The sequence below is a fragment of the Edaphobacter lichenicola genome (assembly GCF_014201315.1).
GTDB classification, from domain to species: domain Bacteria; phylum Acidobacteriota; class Terriglobia; order Terriglobales; family Acidobacteriaceae; genus Edaphobacter; species Edaphobacter lichenicola_B.
The window spans coordinates 1164899-1181741 of record NZ_JACHDY010000001.1 but is presented as its reverse complement, the minus strand read 5'-3'; the positions used below and the strand labels follow the sequence as shown (position 1 = coordinate 1181741).

Genomic DNA, 16843 nt, shown 5'->3' with positions numbered 1-16843 from the left:
ATGAGCGAAAGAAACTATCAGCAGCAGTCTTTGGCGGGCGCAACCGGAGTCGAGCAGATCGTTGCGCTTTACGATGGTACGGTTCGGTTTCTTTATCGGGCGATGCAGTGTGTGGAGGAGGACGACGTTCGGGGGCGGCGCATCGCGGTGAAGAAGGTGCTGGATATCCTGACGTATCTTCAGGCGCGGCTGCGTCCGGATCTGGGTGGAACGGTGGCTGCTTCGCTGGCAGACTTCTACGCGACGATGTTCACGATGACACTGGAGGCGTCGCATCTGGAGTCGAAGGAGCAGTTTGAAGAGGTGATTGGGTTTGTTCGCAATGTTCGTCAGGCATGGATGGTAGTGGCACGCGATCCGGAGGCCGGCAAGGTGCTGCCGAGAGAGCTGCGGACGCGGGAGGAGCGGTTTGTTCCGCAGGCGGAGGTGTATGCGCCTGCTGGCGAGGCTGCGGCTTCGGGTTGGTCGGCTTGAGGCTCAGCGAGTCAGCGAGTTAGCTAGTCAGCAAGTCAGCTAGTTAGCTGTGAGCCTGACGAGAAGACGAATCGCGTTTGCCAATATGCTGAATTTGCCAACATGCTGACTAGCTAACTCGCTAACTCGCTAACTCGCTGCTACGTGGCTACGGCTAGTTCTTCTTCGAGGCGCTGCTTTTCGAAGAGGCTGGTGTAGTAGCCATTGCGCGCGATGAGTTCTTCGTGGGTCCCTAGCTCTGCGATACGGCCGGCTACGAGGACGGCGATCTGATCGGCGTTGCGGGCGGTTGAGATTCGGTGGGAGATGAAGATGGTGGTGCGGGTGCCCATGCCTTGACGGAGGCCGTTGAGGATGCGCTCTTCGGTGTAGGTGTCTACGCTGGCGAGGGCGTCGTCGAGGATGAGGATGCGTGGCTCGCGGATGATGGCGCGGGCGATGGCGGTGCGTTGCTTCTGACCGCCGGAGAGGGTGATTCCGCGCTCGCCTACCATGGTTTCGAAGCCTTTGGGGAACTCGAGGATCTCGTTGCCGATGTGCGCGACGCTGGCTGCGTCCTGGATCTGCTTCTCGGAGGCGTCGGGTCTGCCGAAGGCGATGTTCTGGCGGATGGTGTCGGAGAAGAGGAAGGTCTCTTGCGGGACGAAGCCGATCTGGCGGCGGATGTCGGCGAGGGGGTAGGAGCGGATGGGTTCGCCGTCTACCAGGACCATGCCGGGAGCTGCGTCGTGCAGGCGTGGTATGAGGCCGACGAGGGTTGATTTTCCGGAGCCCGTGGGGCCGACGATGGCTAGAGAGGATCCGGCGGGGATACGGAGGTTGATGTCCTTCAAGACCGCAGGCGCGTCGGGGTAGGCGAAGGTTAGATTGCGGAACTCGATGTCGCCTGTGATCTCTTCTGCGTCTTCGAAGCGACGGAGTTGTTGCGGGGTGACGTCCTGATCGGTGATGGCTGGTTGCTGCTTGAGGAGCTCGTCGATGCGGACGACTGAGGCGGTGCCGCGCTGGAAGAGGTTGACGACCCAGCCTACGGCGATCATGGGCCAGGTGAGCTGCACCATGTAGACGTTAAACGAGGTGAACTGGCCTACGGAGATGTGATGGGATACGACCTCGTGGCCGCCTACCAGCAGTGTGATCATCAGCGAGAGGCCGAGGACGAATTCGAGCGTGGGCCAGAGCATGGCCATGAGGCGGACGAGATGAAGGCTGCGTTTGATGTACTCGAGGTTGGCGGTCTCGAAGGAGTCGATCTCGGCGTCTTCCTGCGCGAAGGCTCGGATGAGGCGGGCGCCGGAGAAGTTCTCCTGGGCCTTGGCGGAGATGTCGGAGAACATGGCCTGGATGCGCTCGAAGCGGCGGTGGATGCGGTTGCCGAAGTACTGGACAAGCACCGAGGCCATGGGGAGAGGGACGAAGGCGAAGAAGGTGAGCCGGGGGCTGATGCGGTACATGAAGGGCAACGCGGCCGCGGTGAAGACGATGGTGTTAGCGCTGTACATGATCGCAGGGCCGAGGAGCTGGCGGACGGCGTTGAGGTCGTTGGTGGTGCGCGCCATGATGTCGCCGGTGCGGGTGGTGTGATAGAAGCTGGGGGCCTGGCGCTCAAGGTTGCTGAAGAGGTCGTTGCGGAGGTCGAACTCGATCTCGCGGGAGGCACCGATGATGACCTGGCGGGTGATGTAGAGGAAGATCGCGGAGAGGACCGCGATGAGGAGCAGGCGAAGGGTGTGGTGGACGACTTTGGTTTCGGTGATGCCGTGCTGCATGTCGTCGATGGCGTGGCCGATGACGATGGGGATGAGCACCTTGATGGTGTTGTAGAGGATGACTGCAACCCCGCCCCAGGCGAGATTCTTCCAGTATCGCCTGAGGTAGGGTGCTAGCGGTTTAAGTCGTTCCAACATATTGGTTTCTGAGTGTCCTTGGGATTCCTAGGGATCAGATGAGGTTATAGGGTCTCAGGGTGCGGAGGATTGGTGGTTGGAGTGGTTGGGGTACTTGGAGCAGTTGGTGTGGTTGGGGTGGTTTGAGTTGTCGGCGTAGTTTGAGTCGTTGGGGTTGTCGGGGTGGTTTGAGTCGACGGAGTAGTCGGAGTGGTTGGAGTCGACGGAGTAGTCGGTACGGTCTTTTGAGGGGATTCGGGCGCAGTTGGTGCGGCAGGAGGTGTCTTGGGTTGGGGCGGCGTGTCGGACATGGAGACTAGTTCGACGTCGAAGATGAGGTCCGCTTTGGCCGGGATGACGGGGGGACGGCCAGATTCGCCGTAGGCCAACTGGTATGGGACGAACAGGCGGCGCTTTCCTCCGATATGCATGCCCTGAAAACCTGTGTCCCAGCCCATGATGACGCGGTGTGCGCCGTAGGGGAAGGTGATCGGCTCGCCACCTGGGTGGTCGAAGGAGGAGTCGAACTTGGTGCCGTTGGTGAGCCAGCCGGTGTAGTGGACTGTGTAGTACTTGCGCTCTTCGGCGGGTGCGCCGGTGCCGATCTTGGTGTCGATGTACCGGAGCGTGTAGAGGGGTCTGGGGAGGCCGACTACCTTGGGGATGTTGGGAGGCGTGGCGGAGGTTTTTGCGGCGGTGGTGGTGTGGTGCGGGGTGGTCGTTGTTGCCTTCGGGGTGGTTTGGGCGGTGGCGGCGGTGGTTAGAGCGGCCAGGAGGGCGATCGAGGAGAGCTTTGCAGTCATTGTGCTTCCAGTTTAGGACGTTTGGACGAGCCGGAGGTGAACTGGTGGTTTTTAGTGCTGTGGTCAATCTATTTAATTATTTGGTTGAATAGTTTTTAGTGTTCGTATATATTCAACCACATGGTTGAATCAACGGTTGCTTTGGATTCTGTGTTTCATGCTCTGTCGGACGCTACGCGTCGGGCGATTTTGCGGGATGTTAGCCGGGAGGCGAAGACTGTTGGGGAGATTGCTGGGCCCTACAGCATGTCGCTGGCGGCCGTTTCGAAGCATCTGCAGGTGCTGGAACGGGCGGAGCTGGTTCGGCGGGAGAAGAAGGGCAACTACCGGTTCGTGTGGTTGAACGCGGATACTTTACGGGCGGCGCAGGAGTGGCTTGCCTACTACGAAACCTTCTGGACGGGCCAGTTGGATGCCCTTCAGAATTACCTGGAGACGGCGGAGACGCCGGGAGAGGATGTGCGGAATGGCAACTCTGGAACTGGAACAGAAGAAGGATGATGGGCGTGAGAGCAGCGCTTTGAAGCTTGAGTTGACGCGAGTGATCCGGGCGAGCCGGGCAAAGGTCTACGAGGCGTGGACGCGGCCGGAGATTCTGCAGAAATGGCATGCGCCGGGAGATATGAACTTTGTGAGCGCCACGCTCGATGTGCGTGAGGGAGGAACTTACGAAGTTTTATCGCAGGGGATGATGTGTGCCAAGGAGGGGATGACGGAGGAAGAGAGAAAACGTCAGGTAGCTGTTCGCGGGGAGTATCTAAGGGTAATTCCGAACGAGCTGCTGCAGTTTACGTGGAACGGAAGTTGGGCTCCGACGGAGACCTCGATGGTGACGGTGTTTCTGAGAGATGTCGAGGGCGGAACGGAGATTCGGTTGCGGCATGAACAGTTCGCTACGGAAGGCTCGCGAGATGGTCATGCGATGGGCTGGGAGAGCTTGTTTAACAAGCTGGCCGCAGCTATCGAGGCCTGATGAAAAGAGCGGCGGCGGACGGGTGGGTCCGCTGCTGCTTGACTTGTACTGTTGCTGAAGTTACGTGGGTGTGCGGAGGAGGAGGTAGGTGCCGGTGATGCCGAAGAGGAGATCGGGCGTCCAGGCGGCGAGGACTGCGGGTAGGGTGTTGACGTTGCCGAGGGACTCGAAGATGAGCGCGACGACCCAGTAGGTGATGGCGAGGCCAATGGCAGTAGCGATGCCGGTGAGGGAGCCTTTTTTACCCATGGATAAGGCGAAGGGTATGGCGAGGATGGCCATGACCAGGGTGATGAGTGGGTAGGCGATCTTTTTGTTGAGCTGGACGCTGAGGCGCTTGGTGTCGAAGCCGGATTGCTTGAGATCGGTGATGTAGCGGGAGAGCTCGGTGTAGCTCATCTCCTGCGAGGGGATGTACTCCTTTTTGAAGTAGGTGGGTTGCTCGCGGATCTCGGGGAAGGTGGCTACGGTGAAGGGCTGGTAGCTGGCGATGGTTTCGCCGGAGAAGGTGCGCTGCCAGCCGTTGTCGAAGACCCAGTTGTTGACTTTGGGGTCCCATTGGGCGGTTGCGGCGAAGATGCGTCGTTGAAGTGTGAATGAGGCTGGGTCGAACTCGAAGACGGTGAGGTTGGCGAAGGTGTCTTTTTCCGCGTTGAAGTACTGGTAGTAGAAGATGCGGGAGGGTTCGCCGGCGTTGTTGGTCTGGCCGGAGATCCACTGGCGGTCTGGGCGCGAGAAGGTTTGGGTGGGCTTGTCTTTGATGATGGAGAGGAGAGCTTCCTGGCGGCGGTTGGCGGCGGGGAGGTAGAGCTCGTCGAAGACGAAGAGGCCGGCGGAGATGAGGATGGTGACGATGAGGACTGGCGTGATGATGCGGTAGAGGCTGATGCCGCTGGACTTCATTGCGGTGAGCTCGGAGGTGCGGCTGAGGGAGCCGAAGGTGACAAGGACGGCGACGAGCGCGCAGAGGGGCGTGATGTTGTAGAGGATGTAGGGGATGAGCGTGACGAGGTATTCGCCTACGGTGATGAGTGGGGTGCGGTTTTTGAAGATGGGCCCGATGAGCTCGAAGAAGGTGAAGATGAGGAAGAGGGTGGAGAAGGAGCTGAGGACGATGGCGAAGTTGGTGGCGTACTCGCGCATGACGTAGTCGTCGAGCAGAAGAGGGAACTGGATGCGCACGATGCTGCGGAAGCGGCGGAGGAGGGTGGCGACGTCGTGGTTGGAGCGGGCGTTGGCGGATTCGTGGCCGTTGCTGGTGAGGCGGGTGATGAGCTTGCCGAGCCAGACGCCGACGGTGGAGACGAGGCTGAGGGCGATGCCTCCGCGGGACATTTGATAGAGGAGAAGCGCACCGGCGGCGGCGAAGAGAAGGTTCGCTCCCCAGACGCCGAGGAAGGGCGAGAGCTTGCCTGATTGTGCGAAGGCGACTCCTACGGAGGAGAGGAAGTAGTAGATGAAGACGAGGAGGATGGTGAGGACGAAGCCGGTGGATTTGCCTCCGCGCTTGGACGAGATGCCGAGCGGAACGCCGACGAGCATGAGGACGAGACAGGCGAAGGGGTAGGAGAAGCGCTTGTTGAACTCGATGCGGTAGATGGAGGACTCGTGGCCGCTGGTGGCCTGGGCGGCTTTGGCGCGACGCCAGAGTTCGGGAAGGGAGAGTGCCTGGATGGGGGTGTTGACGCGGCCGAGATGGGCTTCTTCGGGGGCTTCGGTCTCGATGGGGACGTCGGTGCTGGTGAAGGTGGAGATGTTGTATTGGTTGGGGTCGGTGGAGGAGGTGTCGTGCTGGCCGCCGTTGAGCAGGTGAAGGCGGATGGTCTGGGCGTCGGGCGAGTTGGGGGTGCCGTTGACGACGATGGCCTGGTCGGCGGTGGTGATGTGCGGGTCGGCCGGCTCGGTGAGGTCGGCGAGGAAGACGTGATGCCAGAGAGCGGCTCCGGCTGCGGGGCTGGCGTCCTGGATGTAGAGAACGCGGTCTTTGAACTCTTCGTAGAAGACGCGGGGCTGGACCTCGAAGGAGGCTTGCGAGGACTTTAGAGATTCGCCTAAGGCGATGAGGCCGGAGGCGGCGCGGGGGGCGAGGTAGAGGGAGTTGAAGAGGCCGAGCGCGAGGGCGACGGCGGAGACGATGGAGACGATGCGGACGAAGTCGATGGCACCCATGCCGCTGGCACGCATGGCGGTGATCTCGCTGTCGGCGGCGAGGCGGGAGAGACCGAGAAGGATGCCGACCAGGACGGCCATGGGGATGGTGACGGTGAGGGCTGGGGGGAGGGTGAAGAGGATGATGCGTGCGACGTCTCCCATGGTGGCGGAGTCGCGGACGACGAAGTCGAGGATGCGCCCCAGGTCGCGCATGAAGATGACAAAGGTAAAGAGTGCTCCGCCGAGGAGGGCGTGCGAGATTACTTCGCGGAGGATGTAGCGGGTGATGATGCGCATTTGTTTGCTGCTTGGTGAAGCTGGTTCAAGTGTATCGCGTGTGTGGAAAATTACTGATTGAGAGAGAAGGAGTTAGGCATTGTGTTTGGGCCTAGGCAACTCGCGGAGAGATTGTGCACTCCATCCTCTGAGAGCAACATGCTGAATGCGAGGACTTCGCGTGGCTGTTGACGCCGAATGCGAGCCGAGAGTTTGAGGGTGGAAGTGGGAGCAAAGATTCAGAACAACTATGATGATTCGCCGATGTCGTTAGATATTTTTGCCTCTGAGCGTCGTGCCACTGAGCTTTCGCCGAGCAGGATTTTGCTGGTGGATGACGATCCGGATATGCGAGCGCTGACGCGAACGTTTTTAGAACACGAAGGCTATGGAGTCTTTAGCTCCAGCGATGCCGAGCGGGCTGCGCAGATCTTTCGCAGCGTGCCCGAGATCGATCTGCTGGTGACGGATCTGTATATGCCGGGCAAGTCGGGGATGGAGCTGGCGCGGGAGTTGAAGACAATCCGTAACGGGCTGCCGGTGTTGATGATCTCGGGTGGGATGGTGGACAGCGCGCAGAAGTTGCGGCTGGAGCAGGAGGGTTGGAGCTTCCTGGCGAAGCCCTTCCGGTTGCCGGAGTTGCTAAGCAAAGTGCATCGGATTCTTGCACCGGCGGAGGCGCGAAGGTGGAAGGAAGCGCGGTAGGCTTTCCTTGGTTGGGCTGCCGATTGGCGTTTACCTGGCGGCGTTAGTTGGAGTTTTCTGCGCCGGCGTTGGAAGTCGGAGCGAGACTTTTTTCCATGAGGATGAAGTGGCAGGGAAGGATAAGAAATTCGGGGCGGACGTAAGGCGGCTTCGCCGACGATTTGATATCCATTCCGCTGATACCACGCGACGAGGTCTGGCCTGAGATTGACGACGGAGATCTCGATGACACAGGAGCCACGGTTGCGGCAGAACTCTTCGCCAATCTGCAGTAGATGCGTTCCGATTCCGCCGCGCTGACGGTCGGGATCGGTCGCGATCATTCCGATATAACCTCGGCTGTTCTCGCGCAGTTCGGTGTAGACCAGACCGAACAACCCGCCTGCGTCTTCGAGGAGCAGGAAGAAGCCCTTGCGGAGGTACTCTGCGACCTGCGAGGGATTGGTGCGCTCGGTACTCTTGAAGTAGTTGTCGGGGGCGAAGGTGCGGTTGATGAAAGGGACCAGCCGGTCGGCGTCCTCGGTGGTGGCTAGCCGCAGACCGGCGAGTGTGTTCTCTGTTTGGAGCAGGCTCATGTTTTTTCCTGACTGGGTTTCGGGGAGGACTTGGCGGCAGACTGTCGGACGTTTTCTGTGAGCATCGTCTGTGGGCCTCACGGCTCCCATTAATTTAGATGCTCTAGGGGTTGGCGAGGAAGCGATAGCCGATGCCGCGGACGGTGACGAGGTGTTGGGGATCGGCGGGATCGTCTTCGATGTAGCGGCGGAGACGGACGATGAAGTTGTCGATGGCGCGGGTATCGGTGTCTTCGTGGACTCGCCAGACGTCTTCGAGGATGGCGGATCGCGAGACGATCTGGCCTTCCCGCTCGGTGAGGTAGCGAAGGAGATCGGCCTCCATGAGAGTGAGGTGGGTGATGCGGTTGGGGGCGATGAGTTCGAGAGTGTCGAAGCGGATGGTGCGGTGATTGAAGGCGTACTCGTCAGTCTGATCGGCGATAGCAGGTGGTGGGGTCTCTGGCGTTGAGGCGTTCTGCCAGGCGGTGCGGCGGAGGAGTGATTTGAGGCGGACGAGAAGGATGTTGAGGTCGAAGGGTTTGGCGAGGTAGTCGTCGGCGCCGGCTTCGATGCCTTCGAGAACCTCTTCGGGGCGGGAGCGGGCGGTGAGCATGAGGATGGGTGTGTAGTGGTGGGCTTCGCGGAGGGCGCGGACGATGGTGAAACCGTCGGCGCCAGGGAGCATGCCGTCGAGGATGATGGCGGCGATGCGTTCTTCGGGGGTGGGTTTTTCGGCGAGGAGATAGGCGAGGGCGGCATCGCCGTCGGATTCGTGGCGGGTGCGGTAGCCTTCGGCCTGCAGGTTGAAGAGGAGGCCCTGGGCAAGATGCTCTTCGTCTTCGACGAGAACGATGAGTGGGGCGATGGGTTCGGTCATGGTGTTTCCGATTTTCTTTATGTAACTGTTGTAGTCACGATTTTTGCAGTAGAGGCGTGAGGAGGTCGCTGAGGCCGTTCCATGCTATCTGAACTCCGATGCAAAGGAGAATGAAGGCGACGACGCGGAGGATGCCGTGCGCGGTGGCAGGTGAGATGGTGCGGGCGATCTTTGGCGCATAGGCGTAACAGAGATAGATGAGAGCGCTGAGCACGAGGACGGCGATGAAGAGGCCTACGTGGGCGAGGACTTTGTCTTCGAGGGTTGTCTGCTCGTTGTGCACGCTGAGGGTGAGCATGACTACGATACAGCCAGGGCCGGCGGTGATCGGGAAGGTAAAGGGATAGAAGGCTTTTTGTTGAAGGCTGTCGATCTCTGCGGGTGTGACGGCAGGGACCGCGGCTTCGGTCTTCTCCGGGCTCGGGGTGCTGTCCGGTTGATTCAGGAGCGACCATGCGATCATTGCGATGACCATGCCGCCGGAGACTTGAACGATGGGAAGAGAGATGCCAAAGAAGCCAAGCAGATAAGAACCGATGAGTTGGATAACGGCGAAGAAGATGACGGTGTTGATGGCGATGCGGCGGGCGAGGCCGCGGTAGATGTCGATGGGCGCAGCGCCGACAAGGCCCAGGAAGATAAGCGCGGAGCCGAGGGGGTTGACGAGCGGGAGAAGCGCGCTGAATCCCAGGGCGAAGTATTTCCAGAGCAGAAACATGGAGGTCACGAAGTCGGTTGAGATGAACTACGAGCTTTGATGTGATTGTACGTTGGGTGACGATAGTGCGATCGAAATGGTGAATGGGTGCAAAGCAGACAAATACAGGGATCTCTCCACTGCGCGACTCACTATGAGACTGTGAGTAGCGTCGGTCGAGATGACTGCTTTGTTTTTATCCTGAGACGAAGTAGCGGAGATGCTCTAGTTAGGAGTTGCGGAAGAGGCTGGAGCGGCGAGGGGAAGGGAAATGGAGATGGTGGTGCCGAGGCCGGGACCGGGGCTTGTGGCAGTTGCCTCGCCTCCGTGCTGACGGGCGATGTTGCGCACGAGGAAGAGGCCGAGACCAGTGCCCTTGATCTTGGCCATGGCGCGGCCGGGGACGCGGTAGAAGCGCGTGAAGATGCGCTTGAACTGGTTGGCGGGCAGACCGACGCCGGTGTCGGTGACGCGCAGGGCGACCCAGGTGTAGTTGGAGATGGCGAGCGAGCAGCGGATGGCAACGCCTTCGGGGGAGTATTTGACGGCGTTGTCGAGGACGTTGAGGACGGCGGTGCGGAGGTCTTCGGCGATGCCCTGAGTGTAGGGGCGGACGACTCCGGGGAGGGGTTCGAGGATGATGCTTTCAGCGGGGAGGTGGTGGCGCTGGAGTGTGATGGCGATGCAGTCGGCTACGAGGGACTGCATGTCGATGAGGGTGCGATTTTGCTGGCGGTGGCGTTGGCCTAGCTGGCCGGCTTTGAGGACCTGCTCGACGGTGGCGAGGAGACGGTCGGAGTCGGAGAGCATGATCTTGTAGAACTCCTGGCGCTGGGGCTCCTCGATGGGGCGGCGCTGGAGGGTTTCGAGATAGAGTCGGATGCTGGCGATGGGGGTTTTAAGCTCGTGGGTGACGGCGTTGAGGAAGGAGTCCTGACGCTCGTTGCGGCGGATCTCGCGGACGAGGAAGACGGTGTTGAGGACGACGCCTGCGATGAGTGCGGCGAAGAGGATCACGCCGAGGACGGCGATGGCTACGGTGCGCTTGTTGAGAATGATCCACGTGATGTTGAGAGTGACGAGGCCACCGACCAGAAGAGCGCCGAGGGTGATGAAGAAAGCGATAGCTCCGCGGCGTCGGGTGATGTTCATAGCTACATGAGAATATAACTGGTAAGTCTCATGGGTCGGTTGCGGCTTGGTTTGTGGAGAGGATGCTTTCGGCGAGGTGGCAGTGGGAGTCTTCGACAAGGTTCGGTGGTCGCTGGAAAACCGTGGAATGGCAGGAACGGTGACGTCGGCCGCCAAGAGCATAGGACGCAAGTTGAGGCGGCCTGAGGTGCGAGCGGCTCATCCGTTTGACGTACATCACGGAGTGAGGACCGATGGATTGATCCCCGGGCATGATCTGGCGGTCGGGCATGCCAACGACAGATTTATTGCGGGATACGCGGCGATCCCACCTTCGCGCTTTCGAGGAGCGATGAAGAAATGGCTTGAGTCTGGGCCTGCGCATGCAATCAAGGACTACACCTTTATCGACTTTGGATGTGGGAAGGGGCGCGCGGTGCTGCTTGCGTCGGAGATGCGATTTCGCGAGGTCGTCGGGGTGGAGTTGAATACGGGACTGGCTGAACTCGCGCAGGAAAATGCAGAGGTGTGGACGAAGGCTGGTAAGGCGCTGTCGCCGATACGGATTGTGTGTGGTGATGCGTTGGAACTGGAGTGGCCGGCGGGGCCTTGCGTGGTGTATCTGTACAACCCATTTCAAGGACAGGTGATGCGGCACCTGGTTGACAGGCTTAGGAGTCGATTTGCCGAGAGGCCGCGTGATCTCGAAGTGATATATCAGAAGCCAGAGCAGGCGGCGGTCTTTGAAGACGGATTTGAGATGGTTTGGTGTGAGGCGATTGAGATGTCAGAGGACGACCGGGTGGCGGATCTGGTGGCAGACCCGAAGGATGAGAGTCGGGCGTACAGGTTGCACCGTGCCTCGTGATGTTTGAGTGCTTTAGGCATTGGGTCTAGAGGACCAGATAACGCCGGGCGAGATTGTCCATGAGGTCTTCTGGGGCATTGCAGAGACCGGTGTGGACGGGGGAGACCTGAATGATGGTGCTGCGCGGAGAGACGAGCCAGTGGAAGCGTTCGCGTTGGCTGAGTTGGGAGATGGGGCCGGCTGTGGGATCTCCGCTACAGATGCGAGGGAAGGCTTCAAGGTGAGTTCGGACCAGGTCGAGGTTGAGGTCTGGCCAGAGGGCGCGAAGGCGTTGATTGTCGATGTGGATGCGGGCTTCGAGGAAGCGTTGCTGCAGGCAGAAGACGACTACCCCTGCGTTGAGGAACTCTTCGCGCTCGACACGGGGGACGACGCGAATGACTGCGTAGTCAAATGAGATGGGCGCGAGCACGGATGGCCTCCTGGGTGAAGATGGGGGATGCTGCCAGACGGCGGGTGAGGAGATCGAGATAGGCTGCGCGTGCCTCGGCAGGGGTGGGATGGCTGGACTGGAGCCACTCGTCGGGGATCTGCGCGAGGATTTTGTTGAGGACCGAAGAGTTGAGGCGGGTGGTTGCTTGAGCCGCGACTTCTTCGAGCTTCGATGCCCAGGGCAGAAGGATGTGGTTGCGGATGTCGGCGAAGGGAGAGTCGGCGAGGCGGCTGGCGTCGGGCCAGTTGTGGTGAAAGTAGAGGGCGGCTCCGTGGTCGATGAAGTAGAGCTGGCTGTGCCAGTTGAGGAGATTGGCGTTGCGGGGGGTGCGGTCGACGTTGAGGGTGAAGGCGTCGAACCAGACGGCGAGCGAGGCGGTGTGGGGGTTGGCTTTGTCGCCGGCTGCGGGGTCGAACATGGAGGAGCCGGGGAGATAATCGAGGGCCAGGTTGAGTCCGGCGCTGGCGCGAAGGAGGTCGCGGATCTCCTGATCGGGCTCGTTGCGTCCGAGGGCGGGATCGACGTGAGCGAAGACAAGCTCGGGGATGTTGAGACCGAGGGTGCGGCCGATTTCGCCAGCGACGAGTTCGGCCACCAACGCGAGGGGACCCTGACCGGCGCCGCGAAATTTGACGACGTAAAGGCCAAGGTCGTCGGCCTCGATAATTGCGGGAAGAGAGCCGCCTTCGCGGAGCGCGGTGACATACTGAGTGGCGCGAATGGTGCGAAGCATTGCTGCTTAGTGTAGCCGCAGGAAGCCGATTCGGGTGTAATCGACTTCCTGCGGGCGAGCGTTAGCGGACTCGGAAGTCGGCGCGGCAGCCTCGGTCAACCCAAAGGCCTCGTCGGTCCACATCCCAGGTCTGGCCACGAACGCAGGGTGAACCGCTGATCTGCCGGACGAGTCTTACATCGCGGCTGCGGCCTATGTCACACCATCTTCTGCCTCCGTCGTTGGAGGAGCAGGTGACGATAGCACCGGAGCCTGGTCCAGGCGGCGGAGGTGGTGGACCTGCGCGGCCGACGATGAACTCGGCGCGGCAGCCTCGGTCGACCCAGAGGCCACGACGATCGACGCCCCAGGTGCTGTCGCGAACGCAGGGGGAGCCGCTGATCTGGCGGACCAGGCGGACGTCGCGAGACGGCCCGATATTGCACCAGTTTCTGCGGCCGTCGTCGGAGGAGCAGGTAATTCTCGGGGGTGGACCGCCGTAGCCGGGTTGCGCGGCTGCGGGTGTGGGTGTGGCGCAGGTGCCCGCGATCAGGAGGGTGGCTATCAGGAGGAGCTTGGTTGTGAGCTTCATCTTGCCTCTTTCGAGTTGAAGATTGGCACGGTCTTTGAAGTGGTTGCGGTTCCGAATGAGAATAGCGTGGAGTTGGATGCTTGTCGAGATTGGTTGCAGAGATTTTAAAAAGCCGTCACACCTTTCGGAGGACGGCCTTTTGGTTTGCTGATGCTTGGCTAGAGGAATGGTGCGAAGCATTGCGGCTAGCGGGCTTCGAAGTCGGCGCGGCAGCCTCGGTCTACCCACAGACCGCGATTGTCGACGTTCCAGGTCTGGCCGCGGACGCAGGGAGATCCGCTGATCTGCCGGATGAGACGAACTTCGCTTCGGGAGCCGATGTCGCACCAGTTTCTTTCTCCGTCGTTGGAGGAGCAGGTGACGGTGACGGGAGGAGGTAGCGGTTCAAAGCGACCAACGAGGAAGTCGGCGCGGCAGCCACGGTCGACCCAGAGGCCGCGTTGATCGACGCCCCAGGTGTCGTCCTGGATACAAGGGGAGCCGCTGATCTGTCGGGCCATGCGGACATCGCGATCGCGAGAGGGGCCGATGTCGCACCAGTTTCTATGGCCATCGTTGGAGGAGCAGGTGACGGTAATGGGAGGAGGAGGTGGTTCTCTGCGGCCGATGAAGAACTCGGCGCGGCAGCCACGGTCGACCCAGAGGCCACGGCGTTCGACGCCCCAGGTGTCGTCCTGGACGCAGGGGGAGTCGCTGATCTGCCGGACCAGACGGACGTCGCGAGAGGGGCCGATATCGCACCAGTTTCTGCGGCCGTCGTCGGAGGAGCAAGTAATCCTGGGGGGTGGGCCGCCGTAACCAGGTTGCGCGGTTGCGGGGGTGGGTGTGGCGCAGGCGCCGGCGATAAGAAAGATGGCTGTCAGGAGGAGCTTCGTTGTGCGCTTCATTTTGCCTCTTTCGCGTTGAAGATTGTCAGTGGCCCTTGAAGCGGTTGCAGTTCCGGATGAGGATAGCGCGGAGTTGGATGCTTGTCGAGATTGGATGCAGAGATTTAAAAGGCCGTCACCCCTTTCGGAGGACGGCCTTTTTGTTTTGCTGACGTTCGGTTTAGAAGACCGCTTTAGAGGACGCCGGCGGGTTTGGGATTCTTGGGATCGAATTTGGCGATCTGGACTTTTTCTGCGAGCCCGACTTTGCCAAGGAGCCAGATGCAGTAGTAGTTGATGTCGAACTCGTACCAGGCGAGGCCGTGGCGGGCGCTGACGGGATGGGCGTGGTGGTTGTTGTGCCAGCCTTCTCCGCCGGTGAGCATGGCGACCCACCAGTTGTTGCGGGAGTCGTCTTTGGTCTCGAAGCGGCGCTTGCCCCAGAGGTGGGTGGCGGAGTTGACCAGCCACGTGGCGTGGAGACCGATGGTGACGCGGAGGAAGGTTCCCCAGAGGACCATACCGAGCGCACCTACTGCGTGATGGCCTGCCGGAGCGAGGGCTGCGCCGAGTGCTACCTGGAGGAGACCGGTGGCGACGAGAGGAACGTAGTGGTATTTGCTGAGCCAGACGTGGACGGGGTCCTTGGTGAGGTCGGGGGCATAGCGGCCGAGGAGAGCGGTCTCGGAGTGGAGGGCGCGGCCGGAGAGGATCCAGCCGGCGTGAGCCCACCAGGTGCCGTCGTGCGGCGTGTGCGGGTCGCCTTCCTGGTCGGAGTTCTGATGGTGGACGCGGTGGGTGGCTACCCAGAAGATCGGGCCTCCCTCGAGCGCGAGGCAGCCGCACATGGTGACGAAGTATTCGACCCACTTGGGAACTTTGTAGCCGCGATGGGTGAGCAGGCGGTGATAGGCCACGCCGATGCCGACGTTGATCGCGAAGAAGTACATGACGAGGAAGACGGCGAGATTTTTCCAGGAGAAGAAGAAGAGGGCAGCGATGGCTCCGACGTGGAAGAGCCCCATGGCGATGGTGGTGATCCAGTTGATGCGGCCTTCCTGGTGCTCGCGGCCCATGCGGAGGTCCTGCTTGATCTTATGGGTGACTTCGGCGACGGCTGGAACTACGGCGGCGAGCTTGGGCGCCTTTACCGGGGCCTCTTCGATGGTGCTAAGGGGGGTCATATGGTATCGCTGTCCTTGTGTTTCGAGTGCTTCTGAACTGCTAATACTGACGCTATCAGGGGTGAAGGGAGACGTGGTGTAAGACTTTTGTAATGCCACCCAAAGGTGGGAGTTGATACCCTTGAAGTATGACAATTGGGACCAGAGTTGCGCCGTTTGGATTGAAGCCGTGGTTTAGCGAAAGAGTGTGGGGGAAGAGCGATCTGAAGCCCTGGTATGAAGAGACCGGCACGACGGAACTGGTAGGGGAGGCCTGGCTGACTGGGCCGCAGTGTCTGGTGGAGAGTGGACCGTTAAAGGGGCAGACTCTGGCTTCGGTTGCGGAGAAGATGGGGGGCGAGTTTCCGCTGCTGGTAAAGATTCTGTTTCCGGCGGATAAGCTTTCGGTGCAGGTGCATCCGGATGATGCGCAGGCGAAGGCGATGGGGGAGACGCGGGGAAAGACCGAGTGCTGGTACGTGCTGGAGGCGGAGCCGGGTGCGACGGTCGCGTTGGGGTTGAAGGCGGGCGTGGGCGCGAGGGAGGTTGCGGCTTCGGTGGAGAGCGGGACGATGGAGTTGCTGCTGGAGCATGTGCCGGTGTCGGTGGGGGACATGCTGTTTGTGGATGCTGGGACCGTGCACGCAATCGGGCCTGGGGTGGTGCTGCTGGAGACACAGCAGACCAGCGATGTGACCTATCGGCTGTATGACTATGGACGGCCTCGGGAGCTGCATCTGGAGAAGGGCTTGCAGGTGATCAAGGCTGAGACACAGGCGGGTAAGGTGGTGCCGCAGGAGATGGGCGGCTTTACGAGGTTGATTGAGCAGAGATATTTTGTGGTGGATCGATTTGAGATCTCTGCGACGAGGGAACGGACGGTTGCTTTTGCGGGAGCGGGTTGTCTTGTTGGCCTGGCGGGGAGCGGCGTGGTGAGGACACCGGACGGAGAGTTGGAGTTGACTCCCGGGAGGGCTGTGGTGGTGCCGATGGGAGATGGGGATGTGGTTGTGGAGACGAAGGCCGGAGTTTCGTTTGCGCGCTGCGTGGCGCCGGTCTAAGAGGTTTAAGAGGTGACGTGATGAAAGCGAAAGCGACTGGCAAATATGTTGCTTTGCTGCGCGGCATCAACGTTGGCGGTAAGAATATGCTGCCGATGAAGGAGCTTGCGGGGCTCTTCGTCGCTGCTGGATGTGGCGAGGTGGCGACCTACATTCAGAGTGGGAATGTGGTCTTCTGCGCTGACGACAACGTGGTGGGGAGACTGCAGAGCGCGATTACGCAACAGGTGGAGTTACAGTTCGGATTGAAGGTGCCGGTGGTGCTGCGAAGGGCTTCGGAGATGCAGGCGGCGATTCGGGGAAATCCGTTCTTGAAGGCTGGAGCTGCGGAAGAGATGCTGCATGTTTCATTTCTGGCGGATCGGCCGGGGCCGGATCTGGTGGCTGGGCTAGATGCGATGCGGTCAGCCCCGGACGAGTTTGCAGTCATCGGGAGGGAGATTTATATGAAGCTCGTGACCGGAGCGGCGAAGACGAAGCTGACGAATGCGTATTTTGACTCGAAGCTGAAGACCGTGAGCACGATGCGAAACTGGCGGACGGTCTTGAAGCTTGCGGAGATGATGGCTTGACGCGCGAGCTTCGTTCGCCGGAGTTTTGCTGATGCTAGTTGCCGAT

The 16843-nt window shown here is 60.6% G+C and carries 18 protein-coding genes and 1 pseudogene; 7 read left to right on the top strand and 12 right to left on the bottom strand.

Translation table 11 applies throughout. From position 1 onward, the window contains the following. Positions 1–474 (top strand): flagellar export chaperone FliS, encoded by a 474-nt coding sequence (gene fliS, locus HDF09_RS05030; RefSeq protein ID WP_183762321.1) that lies wholly within the window; start codon positions 1–3, stop codon positions 472–474. A 140-nt stretch (positions 475–614) separates the two neighbouring features. Here fliS and HDF09_RS05025 read toward each other — a convergent pair whose 3' ends face one another. Both HDF09_RS05025 and HDF09_RS05020 read right to left on the bottom strand, forming a co-directional pair. Then, entirely contained in the window at positions 615–2381 is a 1767-nt protein-coding gene (locus HDF09_RS05025) for an ABC transporter ATP-binding protein (protein ID WP_183762318.1), read from the bottom strand. A gap of 44 nt (positions 2382–2425) precedes the next feature. After that, positions 2426–3163: an FKBP-type peptidyl-prolyl cis-trans isomerase gene (locus HDF09_RS05020; RefSeq protein WP_183762315.1), complete on the bottom strand. Its 738-nt coding sequence runs from the start codon at positions 3161–3163 to the stop codon at positions 2426–2428. Between the two features lie 120 nt (positions 3164–3283). Between HDF09_RS05020 and HDF09_RS05015 the strand changes: the two genes are divergently transcribed. Both HDF09_RS05015 and HDF09_RS05010 read left to right on the top strand, forming a co-directional pair. After that, the gene (locus HDF09_RS05015; RefSeq protein WP_183762311.1) at positions 3284–3664 is read left to right on the top strand and encodes an ArsR/SmtB family transcription factor; all 381 of its coding nucleotides are present in this window, start codon (positions 3284–3286) and stop codon (positions 3662–3664) included. Then, on the top strand, positions 3630–4136 hold the full coding sequence (locus HDF09_RS05010) for an SRPBCC family protein (RefSeq protein ID WP_183762308.1): 507 nt from the start codon (positions 3630–3632) through the stop codon (positions 4134–4136). Before HDF09_RS05015 ends, HDF09_RS05010 begins: the two co-directional genes overlap by 35 nt. Before the next feature lie 60 nt (positions 4137–4196). On the opposite strand, the gene HDF09_RS05005 is transcribed toward HDF09_RS05010, so the two are convergent. Next, on the bottom strand, positions 4197–6584 hold the full coding sequence (locus HDF09_RS05005; protein ID WP_183762305.1) for an LptF/LptG family permease: 2388 nt from the start codon (positions 6582–6584) through the stop codon (positions 4197–4199). A 204-nt stretch (positions 6585–6788) separates the two neighbouring features. On the opposite strand from HDF09_RS05005, the gene HDF09_RS05000 reads away from it, so the two are divergent. Further along, positions 6789–7268 carry a response regulator gene (locus tag HDF09_RS05000; RefSeq protein WP_311718702.1) on the top strand — a complete coding sequence of 160 codons (480 nt, stop codon included), beginning with the start codon at positions 6789–6791 and terminating at the stop codon, positions 7266–7268. Positions 7269–7477: 209 nt separating this feature from the next. Here the strand turns inward: HDF09_RS05000 and HDF09_RS21255 are convergent. From HDF09_RS21255 to HDF09_RS04980, 4 genes and pseudogenes are all read right to left on the bottom strand, one after another. Then, positions 7478–7843: pseudogene (locus HDF09_RS21255) on the bottom strand (GNAT family N-acetyltransferase); the annotation flags it as partial. A 103-nt stretch (positions 7844–7946) separates the two neighbouring features. Continuing rightward, positions 7947–8702 carry a response regulator transcription factor gene (locus HDF09_RS04990; RefSeq protein ID WP_183762299.1) on the bottom strand — a complete coding sequence of 252 codons (756 nt, stop codon included), beginning with the start codon at positions 8700–8702 and terminating at the stop codon, positions 7947–7949. 34 nt (positions 8703–8736) lie between these two features. Then, positions 8737–9420 carry a MarC family protein gene (locus HDF09_RS04985; protein ID WP_183762296.1) on the bottom strand — a complete coding sequence of 228 codons (684 nt, stop codon included), beginning with the start codon at positions 9418–9420 and terminating at the stop codon, positions 8737–8739. A gap of 204 nt (positions 9421–9624) precedes the next feature. After that, a complete protein-coding gene (locus HDF09_RS04980) occupies positions 9625–10551 on the bottom strand; it encodes a sensor histidine kinase (protein WP_183762292.1) in 927 nt (308 codons plus the stop codon). Between the two features lie 76 nt (positions 10552–10627). On the opposite strand from HDF09_RS04980, the gene HDF09_RS04975 reads away from it, so the two are divergent. After that, positions 10628–11398: a class I SAM-dependent methyltransferase gene (locus HDF09_RS04975; protein WP_183762289.1), complete on the top strand. Its 771-nt coding sequence runs from the start codon at positions 10628–10630 to the stop codon at positions 11396–11398. A gap of 25 nt (positions 11399–11423) precedes the next feature. Here HDF09_RS04975 and HDF09_RS20650 read toward each other — a convergent pair whose 3' ends face one another. The 5 genes from HDF09_RS20650 to HDF09_RS04950 all read right to left on the bottom strand — a co-directional run bounded on the left by HDF09_RS20650 (position 11424) and on the right by HDF09_RS04950 (position 15185). Continuing rightward, on the bottom strand, positions 11424–11810 hold the full coding sequence (locus HDF09_RS20650) for a DUF3037 domain-containing protein (protein WP_183762286.1): 387 nt from the start codon (positions 11808–11810) through the stop codon (positions 11424–11426). Beyond that, positions 11788–12564 (bottom strand): HipA family kinase, encoded by a 777-nt coding sequence (locus HDF09_RS20645; protein ID WP_183762283.1) that lies wholly within the window; start codon positions 12562–12564, stop codon positions 11788–11790. The genes HDF09_RS20650 and HDF09_RS20645 overlap by 23 nt, the downstream gene beginning before the upstream one ends. A 61-nt stretch (positions 12565–12625) precedes the next feature. Further along, a complete protein-coding gene (locus tag HDF09_RS04960; protein ID WP_183762281.1) occupies positions 12626–13135 on the bottom strand; it encodes a DUF3011 domain-containing protein in 510 nt (169 codons plus the stop codon). Between the two features lie 185 nt (positions 13136–13320). Next, positions 13321–14022: a DUF3011 domain-containing protein gene (locus tag HDF09_RS20475; protein WP_221269997.1), complete on the bottom strand. Its 702-nt coding sequence runs from the start codon at positions 14020–14022 to the stop codon at positions 13321–13323. Positions 14023–14195: 173 nt separating this feature from the next. Beyond that, positions 14196–15185, bottom strand: a complete 990-nt coding sequence (locus HDF09_RS04950; protein WP_183762278.1) for an acyl-CoA desaturase — start codon at positions 15183–15185, stop codon at positions 14196–14198. Between the two features lie 128 nt (positions 15186–15313). Here HDF09_RS04950 and HDF09_RS04945 point away from each other — a divergent pair, with 128 nt between their 5' ends. Together HDF09_RS04945 and HDF09_RS04940 are read left to right on the top strand one after the other, a co-directional pair. Continuing rightward, positions 15314–16225 carry a type I phosphomannose isomerase catalytic subunit gene (locus HDF09_RS04945; RefSeq protein ID WP_183762275.1) on the top strand — a complete coding sequence of 304 codons (912 nt, stop codon included), beginning with the start codon at positions 15314–15316 and terminating at the stop codon, positions 16223–16225. A 20-nt stretch (positions 16226–16245) separates the two neighbouring features. Then, the gene (locus HDF09_RS04940) at positions 16246–16797 is read left to right on the top strand and encodes a DUF1697 domain-containing protein (protein WP_183762272.1); all 552 of its coding nucleotides are present in this window, start codon (positions 16246–16248) and stop codon (positions 16795–16797) included. The last annotated feature ends 46 nt before the right edge of the window (positions 16798–16843 follow it).

Bases quoted from the DNA above. Each gene is read 5' to 3' on its own strand.
- HDF09_RS20475 (WP_221269997.1), bottom strand. From the start codon at position 14,022: ATGAAGCGCACAACGAAGCTCCTCCTGACAGCCATCTTTCTTATCGCC.
- HDF09_RS05025 (WP_183762318.1), bottom strand. From the start codon at position 2,381: ATGTTGGAACGACTTAAACCGCTAGCACCCTACCTCAGGCGATACTGG.
- HDF09_RS05010 (WP_183762308.1), top strand. From the start codon at position 3,630: ATGGCAACTCTGGAACTGGAACAGAAGAAGGATGATGGGCGTGAGAGC.
- HDF09_RS20645 (WP_183762283.1), bottom strand. From the start codon at position 12,564: ATGCTTCGCACCATTCGCGCCACTCAGTATGTCACCGCGCTCCGCGAA.
- HDF09_RS05005 (WP_183762305.1), bottom strand. From the start codon at position 6,584: ATGCGCATCATCACCCGCTACATCCTCCGCGAAGTAATCTCGCACGCC.
- HDF09_RS04985 (WP_183762296.1), bottom strand. From the start codon at position 9,420: ATGTTTCTGCTCTGGAAATACTTCGCCCTGGGATTCAGCGCGCTTCTC.
- HDF09_RS04980 (WP_183762292.1), bottom strand. From the start codon at position 10,551: ATGAACATCACCCGACGCCGCGGAGCTATCGCTTTCTTCATCACCCTC.
- HDF09_RS04990 (WP_183762299.1), bottom strand. From the start codon at position 8,702: ATGACCGAACCCATCGCCCCACTCATCGTTCTCGTCGAAGACGAAGAG.
- HDF09_RS04945 (WP_183762275.1), top strand. From the start codon at position 15,314: ATGACAATTGGGACCAGAGTTGCGCCGTTTGGATTGAAGCCGTGGTTT.
- fliS (WP_183762321.1), top strand. From the start codon at position 1: ATGAGCGAAAGAAACTATCAGCAGCAGTCTTTGGCGGGCGCAACCGGA.
- HDF09_RS05020 (WP_183762315.1), bottom strand. From the start codon at position 3,163: ATGACTGCAAAGCTCTCCTCGATCGCCCTCCTGGCCGCTCTAACCACC.
- HDF09_RS04940 (WP_183762272.1), top strand. From the start codon at position 16,246: ATGAAAGCGAAAGCGACTGGCAAATATGTTGCTTTGCTGCGCGGCATC.
- HDF09_RS04960 (WP_183762281.1), bottom strand. From the start codon at position 13,135: ATGAAGCTCACAACCAAGCTCCTCCTGATAGCCACCCTCCTGATCGCG.
- HDF09_RS05015 (WP_183762311.1), top strand. From the start codon at position 3,284: ATGGTTGAATCAACGGTTGCTTTGGATTCTGTGTTTCATGCTCTGTCG.
- HDF09_RS04950 (WP_183762278.1), bottom strand. From the start codon at position 15,185: ATGACCCCCCTTAGCACCATCGAAGAGGCCCCGGTAAAGGCGCCCAAG.